Origin of the sequence: Planktothrix sp. FACHB-1355, from assembly GCF_014748295.1 — a bacterium.
In the GTDB taxonomy this organism is placed as follows: Bacteria; Cyanobacteriota; Cyanobacteriia; order Cyanobacteriales; family Aerosakkonemataceae; genus Aerosakkonema; species Aerosakkonema funiforme_A.
Map to the genome: position 1 here is coordinate 1 of NZ_JACJUP010000125.1, position 9,730 is coordinate 9,730.

The window sequence follows — 9,730 nt, forward strand, 5'->3', positions numbered from 1 at the left end:
GTGATAGCAAGACAAATCCTAACGACCAACCCTCATCCAACATACCAACATCAGAAGAATCATCACCCATCTTATCCGAACCTCTACCCAGACCCTATAACCCCTTGGGAACTTGCCCCTATAACATTGTCCACCTCAAAGAAGAGCTAGCCGAAGCATCTTCTAGAGTCCTTGGTCACTATGTAGGTAACATTCATCTGAATACTGATTTATCCATAAAAATCGATCTAGCTCAGCGAGCTAGCGAAGACCCTCGTTGTGCTGAAGAGGCGAGAATTCAGCAACTTCCTCAAATGGTAGTATCGGCTCAACAAGCCCTAGCAATTGGTCAAAAGAACTTGGAAAGAACAATGGAATCTGTACGTAAATTACAGGAAAATATGCCCAGCTTTTAAAGCTGTTATAAGCTTGAAATTATAGAGATAGCAATCTAACTCAGCTTTTCGTCTATCTTGGATTAATCACCGGTTCTCTAGACTAACGTTTTGATAACCAAAAATCCCACAAAAACCTTTCTCAGTACACCGAAGATTTTGGCGATCGCAATTATCGTTCAAGTATTCGATCTGCAATAAAACCACTACTAAAAAATTGAAGCAGCAAAGTTTGTCTAACTTTAAGTCAAGATTTCACAAGTAGTTAGATAAAATTGATAGTCGATAATTTAAAAATTATCGACTATCAAATATTTTAGTAATCTTACCAATAATATTAGTGTCGCTCGCTAAACACTCAAAGCAACCAATGCCACAACCGCAACTATGACCCTAACAAGATCTGGAAGATCCACACCAGGACAAATCCCGATCGCAATCAACCCAAACAAACAAGTTTGCACTGGAAACGAAAAAGCCATAATTATTGCCAAAATCCCCATACTAACGGCCAAAATCCATCCACAAGCAGTTTGTATTTTTAAGAGCAGCCGCATGAATTTAGTTTCTTTTTTCATCTCAATTCCTCCTTTATCGTGGCGTTTTAACTCTCAACAAGCAATATTCAGATATTGCTGACTTTCCCTTTTCCCTAGCAACCAAGGACTGTTGTGCGGGTAATTTAGTACAGTTAAAATTGGTCAAACTTTCCGAATTCCAGGTGACGATATTTCTTCCCAATTGCCCGTCAGCACTCTTAGCCCAACGCAAAGTTTCGGCATCGTCAAGGGTAATCTTCTGCCCCGGTGCATATCCACCACCCAGCCATAATGGTACTGACAAACCTAACAGCACGCCAAAGCCCATCGCTGCCATCAGCAACCCCATCGCTGGTAACATTATTTGTAAGCGCGATCGCTGTTTCGATTCGCAATGTGCGATCAATCGGTTTACCATCTGGCGAATTTCAATTTCCTGCCCCTTAGTAGCCGTGCGTTTCGCATTCTCCAAGTATTCGTGAATGGCATCACTCCACCTGTCGAATAAAGCACCGAGTTCCTTTGGTTTATCCTCCAAAATCACCTGTAGCTGTCCCGTACCCAGCATAATTAAAAACAATGGATCATTAGCACTAATGCCGTATTGTTTGGCGATTGCTAGCACCCGTTTCTGATATTCTGAATCCTTCCCTACCAACAGTTTTACCAAAGCTGGCAGTTCTTCATCTAAAACCGGAGCATCTCGATTGGCTTCTTTGATGTTAATCACCATATTCAATCCCCCTCCTCTTGGTTGGAATATTGCTGACATTGGTATCGTTGATATCAGTTATAAATTCAACTGCTGACCGCTCGAACGATTCCTGACGCAATTTTTCTTCTAAAAAAGCGAAACAGCTTGCATCGGTAGTATTCAACTCTTTAATTACTTCGCCTGTTAAAGTAGCCGACAGTAAGGTATGCCCATCCTCATCAGAACGCAACAAAAAGTAACCCTCTTCTACATTAATCGTTAGTTTTACATGAGGGATAACTTCAACCTCTGTTACTTTTCGCTCCAGCCATTCTTCTACCACCAAATCAATTAGACTATTTTGCCACCAAACACGCTCTCTTTCATTTACTATTATCCCTGGAGGTGGCGATATTAAAGGTAACATCGATACAGGCTCATCGTCATATTCCTCGAAATCCGAAAATAGTTCATCCTCATCAAATTCATCAAACGGTGCTTGTATGCTTAATTCAGATTCGCTAGCCAGCAAATCGGTGAATAATTGTAATCTTCCCATCAGATTGGCAAAAGTAGTTGGATCTAGTTGAGGATTGAATTTGTTGCTTTCTTCCGTACTATCGTCATCTTCATTGTCATCGCTATCAGAGGGACGATTGCTAACCTGCATAGATAGCGGTATGTCATCCTGTACGTTTTGCAATAGCATCTGTACTGTCGAATATTCTTCTGCTAATGAAGTATCAAAAACCCAGTCGAATACTTCATCCATTGAAGTATATTCCCAACTTGGCAGTAAACTCAACTTAGGTGAAATACTCCATTTGTCATCCTTATTAACGTGACCCGATACTACTTGACCCGTAGAAGCAATCAAAAACCATTCTGAGGTTATACCCATACCATTCAAGCTGGGGTCTTTAGTCGGAAATATCCAAAGCCGTCCCAGGTAAGAATCGCTATTGAAAACATCGGCATTTTTAACGAAAACACCATCTGTAATTGGCACTATTTCGTATCCAGTCATCGTCATCGTCCTTTTTTATTGGATTTAGTATTAGCAGGTTGTTCCAGAGCTTTTGGCGCAGAAGAATCAGATGGAGCGTTTGGTATAGTTATGGATAAGCTATCCGATGTATCAGCCGCAGATGAACTACCTGAAGAAGCATCGAAAGAAGTTGCAGAGATAGCCGATACTTCATTACTTGACTTTGCTGCAAATTCTAATCCCAAAAAACTAGATGCTTTTTTCAGTTCTTTTTCAAACTCTTCCAACCAACGAAATGCTCTAGAACGATTGGTAAAGGTAGTATTGCTAGAATTAGCTGCCTCACTAAACGTCAAATTTTCTCTGTCGATGAAATCGTACATTTCTTCGTACAATTCTGGCATCTTTATTTCGATACCGCCTGCTCTTTCAAATGTTTTTTTCAATTCGCTGTTAGTCCAACGAGTAAACTTTTTATCTTCTCCAAAGAACAAATTGAGAACGGCTACATAGTCTATATCCTGTTGGCGTTCGCTGCAATATTCCATTAATTTTTCCAACGCATCAACACTGTCTTTAGTGCGGGACATTACCACTACCATCGTGATGCGATATTTTAATATTCTGGCTTGCTCGAACAAAGCTAATTCTTTTTCCATCTGCTCGAATGCTTCGCCACTCGTACCCGGTAAATCTACCAAAACCACATCCGGTTCTTCGTCATGTAAATCGTTGAGTAAAGCATCGTATTCGCCAATCTTGAAAATGTTGATTTTCTTAACTGGAAGATTATTGTTGTTATAATACCGATACAGTTGTGCCGACCTTTCATCAGCATCGAAAGCCAAACAGTTTATATTGAGTTTGCGGTAAATTTCTAGCAATCCTCTAGCGCAAGTAGTCTTTCCCACACCGCCCTTTTCATTGAAAGTATAGACCATCCGTTTGGATGGAATTCTATTGCCTGTTGAAAGCATTGGAAAACTCCTTTTGGTAATAACGTAGTTAAGTAAAGCGCTATACAAGCTATTTAGCTATTAGCAGCTTCATCGTAGATTTCTCGCTCTACCATCATTCCTGACAAATCCCATGTCTCCGTCAATGGTTCATCTTCTTTTGCCAAATCTTGCTGGGGAGAATAAATAGTTTCTCCTAAAAACAAAGCAACCATTTGTCTAACATCTACTCCTTGCAGCGCACACAAATATCTAAATTGCTCCATTAGCCCGCGCAGGCTATCCATTGCTGCTAGCTCCAACGTTTCTTTGCCGCAGCTACCAGAACTTTTTAGCGCAGGTAACATATAGTAAGCTGTTAAAGCATTGAGGATCGTTTCTGTTTTGGTTCGAGTGGGATGCAAGTCGCGGTTTTGGACGTACCTCAGTAAAGCAGCAAGTGCGGAATTTGAAGAAGATTTGTAGCGCCATTTGAAATCAAACAATTCATCAGCCACCTGTCGCTACCTCCTTTTTTATTCTTTCCTTCAAACAAGCGGCGTGATATTCTGAGAGCGCCCACACATCGGCAAGGCGGCTGCCCAAACCAAAGGAGTCAAATTCAGGGGGTATTTTTACTTCACCGTGCCACACCACAGTAGTTGTTTTTACCGCCTGCATGAGTTCGTCTCGCAAATAATCAGCCGTTCCGCCACCCACGATAATTCCCGATAGTTCCCCAAAGGGCGGTAGCATTTCTTTTAGCCAAGACATTAGCGCGATCGCATACTCAGTCCTCGCTTCTTTGACAGCAGCGATGATTTTCTGTACCTGGACGAGTTGTTGTTCTCGATCGCAGATAGAAACCAAATTCACAAAATGCTGAGGTTGCGGATTGTTTCCAGCAATAGCGATCGCATTCAGCAGCGCGACAGAATTTAAGCCGGACGTGCGCTCAAGTACCAATTCTATCATCCGGGCCATACCCAGGTTGGTTGTCTTGCCCTTATCCAAAACCCCGCGACTCGATAGTAAAACGCTGGCATTGCGATAGCCAATTTGCACGATGCCTACATTCCAGCGTTTCAAAAGTTCCGGTCTTTTTTGACGATACATCATGTAGATGCCAGAACCTTCTGGAAAACATTCGTACCGCACGAGGTTTACGTTCATAGTCCCCGTAGGCGTTGAGAAAGAAGCAAGCGCATCCTTAAGCATTGATTTGAGCAATGCTGCGTCTTCAAATTCCCCCGGTGGCAGAAGCAGCATCAGCGATAAATCAAACTTGTCCGGTAAGTGCAATTTCTGCTGCATCACCCATGCGGCTGCCAAAGTTTTGTAGACGGCGAGTTCGTATTTTCTGGGACGCAGTGAAGGGGATGCTAAGAAAAGCTGTGCCAAGTATCCTACAGCTCGATAATCTTCGCCAACGCCCACCCACGCTAAATTTTCTGGATGAGTATTATTCAAATTTTTCTGCGTTTTTTCCTGCAAAGACGAGGATGGCACTTCAATTACTTGCGGTTCCATATACAACACGCACTTCGTATCTTTGTGATGGGCGGCTCCTTTCGTTCCGCTACCTCCAAAATCCAAAGTTAAGCCAGCTTTTCTACTTGTTCTGCTCATTGTCTGTTAAATTGAACATTTGCAATTGTTGGTGTTTGGACGCTCTGGGCATGAAACCATGAAGAATTAGCTTCTTCAATTACTCCGGTTTCTACATATTGGGCGCACTTAGTATTTTTATGATGCGTGATTGACTTTTGGCTACAACCTCCCCAATCTAAAGTGAAAATTAAATTGTTTTTTTTGCGTGTTCTGCTCATGTTGCTTTTTCCATAATTCGTTAATGCGATCGCTCCACAAGTGCATCAGCCATATCGCCATGCCGTCACGATAGTCTCGCAATCGCTTTAATCCCTAAGTTATCAAGCAATCCCAATCAAAAAATATGTCTTGGGTATTTATTCCAACTATCGCTTTTGGCGTAAAAGCGCCCCTTTGTTGCTAAAAATGCCGCCCCCAGTAACATCGAGCGCTTGAAACGAAAATGCCAGGGTACTTTATATTTTTTTTAGCATTATCGGTTGCGCTGACTTGCCATAATTGTTTTTTCCCCCTCTTTTCCCCAAGGGAATTATGGGGGAATATTAGGGGAAAGTAAGCACAAGTGCCTATTTTCTTCCGTGCGAGTTTTCCCCACTTTTTCCCCTGCGAAATCTTGGTCTTCTGGGGAGCAAGCAGTGGCGGGATGTACATCTCTTCCTTCGTAGAATAATCAGTCGCCGCCACAGCTTGTTGGGGGATACCCCCAAACCCCCGCCTGTTTATTGGTAATAAAGTTTTATGCTAAGTGAATCAGCCTTTCTATTCGTTCCCGAACCAATCTACCCCGGCCTGCATTTCTAGCCGCAGGGGAAAGAAAAGCTGGTATAACTTCCCAAATTCCTTCTCGTTCACTTCTAAACCATGCTGATAAAAACTTCCTTACCTCAGCATCAGCTTGTTGCACTTCCACTTCTAAACGGTCACATCCGTCTAATAGCGCTACGATGTCTTCAATATCTGCACTAAAATAAAAACTTCTCTGCCCTCTCCCGATAAAAGCTTCTATTTTTGATGCCAGCAAATAAGGCACCGAAAATATTTGAATAACTTTTCCGTTTGGAAGTTCGTAAGCAATAGAATTTGCTATCCCCGGTGTATACCAACGATTGGAAAATCCTAACACTGACTCATCACAAGGCATCACATCAACTGTAATATCTTCATATCGCCAGCGACACAATGGCGCACCTGGGTCTGTACTTTCTTCCAGTCCAAGCGATCGCAGTAATTCTGAAAATTGATAATATTCAGTACGAGAGGAAATTTCTACCACACAGTCTACATCATCTGTAGGTCGAATATCGGGGGCGGAAACATCGTCCAAGTAAAGTGATATCGTCGCACCTCCAGTAAACACAACCGTCTGCGGCACATCAGCCAGGACAGCAGCCACCTTTTGGAGCATATAAATCTGTTGATTCATGATGCCACCAACCTTCGTTCTAACTCCTGTTGCGCCAAACGTTGTTCTCTCACTCGCCCCACTCGAATTGCATCAATTAGACTCAGCAATACATAAAGTTGGGGGTCATTTTTTGCTGCTATTGGCACAGAACGGTACAGCGGCTCAATAGCCTGTCCCCTTACTTCTCCAGTTGGGTCAGGCCAAACGTAGGCATCAGAAGGGTCAACTACCAACAAGCTTTTCAACGGTTCTGCCGAATGTGCGGTAGGCAGTCCCCGCGATGTGGGGCCAGGTTGTCCGGGGTAGACGTATTTTAGTCCGTGGATAAGAAACTCCAGCAAGGCGTGCTTGAAAACTTGACGGTTTTCAGCATCGTAGAGACGGCTGATCGAACATCTTTTCAAAGCCGCATGAACTTCTGACGCACTCATCCCTACAGTGGAAGCCAGCGTGCTGTACGTCCATTCGTCCTTTTGCAGGCTGTGAACTTTCAATAAAACGACTATATCTTGCGGTTTGAGCATTTAGTTTTGGTTAAAGCGATCGCTCTAGTTCCATTCTATATTTGCGAATCACGAATAGCAAATAAGTTTGTTGCACGTTCAAAACGTATCGCTAAAGCGATAGAACCGTACATCGCTTTTGTTAGATGCTCATCTTTTCAGCCAAGGGACAAACTATAAGGACGTTTCTGTTGGCACTCTCAATGGCAGCCAAGCTCAACCAAAAAACCAAACAGCGCACCATCCAATTCAAACTAATGCTTACTTCAGAAGAAAAGGAAGCATGGGCAGCTATTGCCTCAAAAGCTGGCTTAGACATTTCCGAATTAGTCAGGCGAAGAATGGCAGGCTATCGGATTCGTACCGTTCCAGAAGCCAACTGGCAGTGTTACTGGCAACTGCTGAAAATTGGCACTAATATCAATCAGATTGCTAAAGCACAAAATACTGCACTAGCAGATGGAACGATTCCACCTCCAATCGACCGTATTCCCTTTGAAGATTTGCTTCGACAAATTGACCGATTGCGCTTGCATTTGATTTTAGGTGCCGATGATGAACCCTCTGAAGATGATTTGATGGAGGAAAGCGATGATTGGGAAAATTGGTAAAGGTAAGGGTTTCGCTGGCTTAACTAAGTACATTTTAGAAAAAGAAGAAGCCGAACTGCTTTGCACTAACTTAGCTGGCGAAACACCACAAGATTTCTACAGGCAATTATCTGCTACCCGCCAATTCAATACGAGAGTGCAATCTCCCGTATCCCATATCAGTATCAGTTTTGCACCCGATGAAAGACCTGCCCAGGAACAGTTAAAGCAAATTGTAGAAGGTACGCTGATCCGAATGGGTTTTGATAAAAACTTGTACTTTGCCGCCACCCATAGCGATCGCAATCATTTTCACTTGCATATTGCCGCATCCCGGATCGATTCTGATGGAGAATGCGTTTCTGATTGGTGGGATAAGCGACGGTTGGAGAAGGCACTCAGAGGTTTAGAGGAAGAATTTGATTTAACACCAGTAAAGAGTTCCTGGGAAGTCAATCGCGCTGCACCCTCTACGGGACAGAAACGGCGGATGATGCGCGAGGAGAAAGAATATTCAGAAGGTAAGCGAGATACACCACCCCAGCTTCCTGTTATCGATAAGATTCAGGATGAGATAGAAAATACGATCGCACATAGTAAAAATTTTACCAACTACGTGAAAGCGCTACAAGAAAGAGGAGTTTCAGTTGCAGCAAAAGTCACGCGAGAAGGTGTGGTAGATGGACTGCGGTACGAAATGGAAGGAGTGAGGTTTACAGCTAGCAAACTCGGTCACGCACAAAAACCTACTATCCTTGGACTGCAAAGACAGGGAATCAGTTTTGAATTAGAAAGAGATGCTGCGATGCTAGCTAAAATTGCATACAGTAACAAAAAAAGGGATAACAGGTCACCTGCAACGATAGAAAAGCTGATTAAATCAAATCCGGTCAATCGTAATTTAGTAATACCTCCAAATCATCATTTAGGCAACGGGCAGAGTTATCCACCTACAACTGACACACCCAATAAATTAATGCCAGCTATGATGGAAACTCTGCCTGGAAACTCCGAGCCAATTTTTACCCACTATTGGCAGGAAATAAATTCACTCCTCAACGCCAGCGAAATTTCTCCAGCGATTCCTGCTAATAGGGAATTGTGGGAAAAGAATATGCTCTTTTCAGCTACCCTTGGGTTGCAAACAGCTAATATTAGTAGCCATCCAGATTGGCAGATTGCAACATTTGGCGAACGATATCATGCACTCCATCACTTACCAACTCAAATGCTGATAATTGCCGAGCCAGGACAAGATACACAAATCCGGTATGCTGCTAAAAAGGGTTGTCAGCGACTGGCTTGTAATTTCAGTGAAGCGGAGAAACAAGTTTTCGTCAATCAACAAGAAAACTCTAGCCAACTCAAACAAAAAACACATCAACAATTAGATCTGTAAACTGCCTCTTGACTATCTTGATACGATTTCTTTCGCTTTCGTGAAAAGTATTAGGCAGCCATCCTTATCGGGAATCACCATCAGTTTTGGGTAAATAATCAGCTAGTAACTCCTCCCCAAACTCAGTCATCAAGTTACCCTTTTTACGCTGGTTCAAATGCTGCCAGTATTGAGCTACTGCTGACAGGGGAATCATGTTAGTTACGCAACGATTTTGCATCTTCACTTTCCGGGGGTTTTCTCCTGTCTCTCTTAAAAAATTCTTCACTTTTACAGGTGGGTTTTTAACTGCCACTTCTGCTTGCCGTAAAGTCATCGCTATTTCTCCGTTTTCCAGGTTATAGGTAACGATTTTCAGGTATTTGTTATACAGCTTCCTTCGCCCGATCGCCCTGAGTATCTCTGGTGGATTGGTGGGTTTTTTGGCTTTCTTTCCAGTGTCGGGTTTGTTTTCTTTCATGCGGTAATCTCCTTGAAATTGGAACATAAAGCATTTGATTGACTCGCCTTCAACTTATATAAATTGAGGCTTAGCAAAAGGCAGTCACATCTGGCTGCACTAATGTTTTTCTAATATGTCAAATTTAATTTTTTACTTTGTTCGTTCTCTAGAAGGATTCCATATTTACCTTTTAATAGACTTACTATGTTTAAGTAACAATACGTAAATATTGTTAAAAAAATTTTAAAGT

13 protein-coding genes are annotated in these 9,730 nt (G+C 42.5%); 3 read left to right on the forward strand and 10 right to left on the reverse strand.

Annotated elements, in window-relative coordinates:
• Nucleotides 1–395: hypothetical protein (locus H6S82_RS08335; protein WP_191056147.1), on the forward strand; the 395-nt coding region annotated here is incomplete at its 5' end.
• A 329-nt stretch (nt 396–724) separates the two neighbouring features.
• Here H6S82_RS08335 and H6S82_RS08340 read toward each other — a convergent pair.
• The 9 genes from H6S82_RS08340 to H6S82_RS08380 all read right to left on the reverse strand — a co-directional run bounded on the left by H6S82_RS08340 (nt 725) and on the right by H6S82_RS08380 (nt 7,070).
• Entirely contained in the window at nt 725–952 is a 228-nt protein-coding gene (locus tag H6S82_RS08340) for a hypothetical protein (RefSeq protein ID WP_190471163.1), read from the reverse strand.
• 13 nt (nt 953–965) lie between these two features.
• Nucleotides 966–1,646: a DUF6753 family protein gene (locus H6S82_RS08345; RefSeq protein WP_199315500.1), complete on the reverse strand. Its 681-nt coding sequence runs from the start codon at nt 1,644–1,646 to the stop codon at nt 966–968.
• Nucleotides 1,636–2,634 carry a hypothetical protein gene (locus tag H6S82_RS08350; protein WP_190471166.1) on the reverse strand — a complete coding sequence of 333 codons (999 nt, stop codon included), beginning with the start codon at nt 2,632–2,634 and terminating at the stop codon, nt 1,636–1,638. The genes H6S82_RS08345 and H6S82_RS08350 overlap by 11 nt, the downstream gene beginning before the upstream one ends.
• A gap of 2 nt (nt 2,635–2,636) precedes the next feature.
• Complete coding sequence (locus H6S82_RS08355) at nt 2,637–3,572, reverse strand: chromosome partitioning protein ParA (protein WP_190471168.1); 936 nt, start codon at nt 3,570–3,572, stop codon at nt 2,637–2,639.
• Between the two features lie 53 nt (nt 3,573–3,625).
• Nucleotides 3,626–4,048, reverse strand: a complete 423-nt coding sequence (locus H6S82_RS08360; RefSeq protein ID WP_190471171.1) for a hypothetical protein — start codon at nt 4,046–4,048, stop codon at nt 3,626–3,628.
• Nucleotides 4,041–5,159 (reverse strand): ParM/StbA family protein, encoded by a 1,119-nt coding sequence (locus tag H6S82_RS08365; protein ID WP_190471175.1) that lies wholly within the window; start codon nt 5,157–5,159, stop codon nt 4,041–4,043. The genes H6S82_RS08360 and H6S82_RS08365 overlap by 8 nt, the downstream gene beginning before the upstream one ends.
• Nucleotides 5,156–5,359 (reverse strand): hypothetical protein, encoded by a 204-nt coding sequence (locus H6S82_RS08370; RefSeq protein WP_190471177.1) that lies wholly within the window; start codon nt 5,357–5,359, stop codon nt 5,156–5,158. The genes H6S82_RS08365 and H6S82_RS08370 overlap by 4 nt, the downstream gene beginning before the upstream one ends.
• A 518-nt stretch (nt 5,360–5,877) precedes the next feature.
• The gene (locus tag H6S82_RS08375) at nt 5,878–6,564 is read right to left on the reverse strand and encodes a nucleotidyl transferase AbiEii/AbiGii toxin family protein (RefSeq protein ID WP_190471180.1); all 687 of its coding nucleotides are present in this window, start codon (nt 6,562–6,564) and stop codon (nt 5,878–5,880) included.
• The gene (locus tag H6S82_RS08380; RefSeq protein ID WP_190471183.1) at nt 6,561–7,070 is read right to left on the reverse strand and encodes a hypothetical protein; all 510 of its coding nucleotides are present in this window, start codon (nt 7,068–7,070) and stop codon (nt 6,561–6,563) included. Before H6S82_RS08380 ends, H6S82_RS08375 begins: the two co-directional genes overlap by 4 nt.
• Before the next feature lie 125 nt (nt 7,071–7,195).
• Here H6S82_RS08380 and mobC point away from each other — a divergent pair, with 125 nt between their 5' ends.
• Nucleotides 7,196–7,660, forward strand: a complete 465-nt coding sequence (gene mobC / locus H6S82_RS08385) for a plasmid mobilization relaxosome protein MobC (RefSeq protein WP_199315501.1) — start codon at nt 7,196–7,198, stop codon at nt 7,658–7,660.
• Nucleotides 7,641–9,038 (forward strand): relaxase/mobilization nuclease domain-containing protein, encoded by a 1,398-nt coding sequence (locus H6S82_RS08390; protein ID WP_190471186.1) that lies wholly within the window; start codon nt 7,641–7,643, stop codon nt 9,036–9,038. Before mobC ends, H6S82_RS08390 begins: the two co-directional genes overlap by 20 nt.
• Before the next feature lie 64 nt (nt 9,039–9,102).
• Here H6S82_RS08390 and H6S82_RS08395 read toward each other — a convergent pair whose 3' ends face one another.
• Nucleotides 9,103–9,498 carry a hypothetical protein gene (locus H6S82_RS08395; protein WP_190471189.1) on the reverse strand — a complete coding sequence of 132 codons (396 nt, stop codon included), beginning with the start codon at nt 9,496–9,498 and terminating at the stop codon, nt 9,103–9,105.
• Between the last annotated feature and the right edge of the window lie 232 nt (nt 9,499–9,730).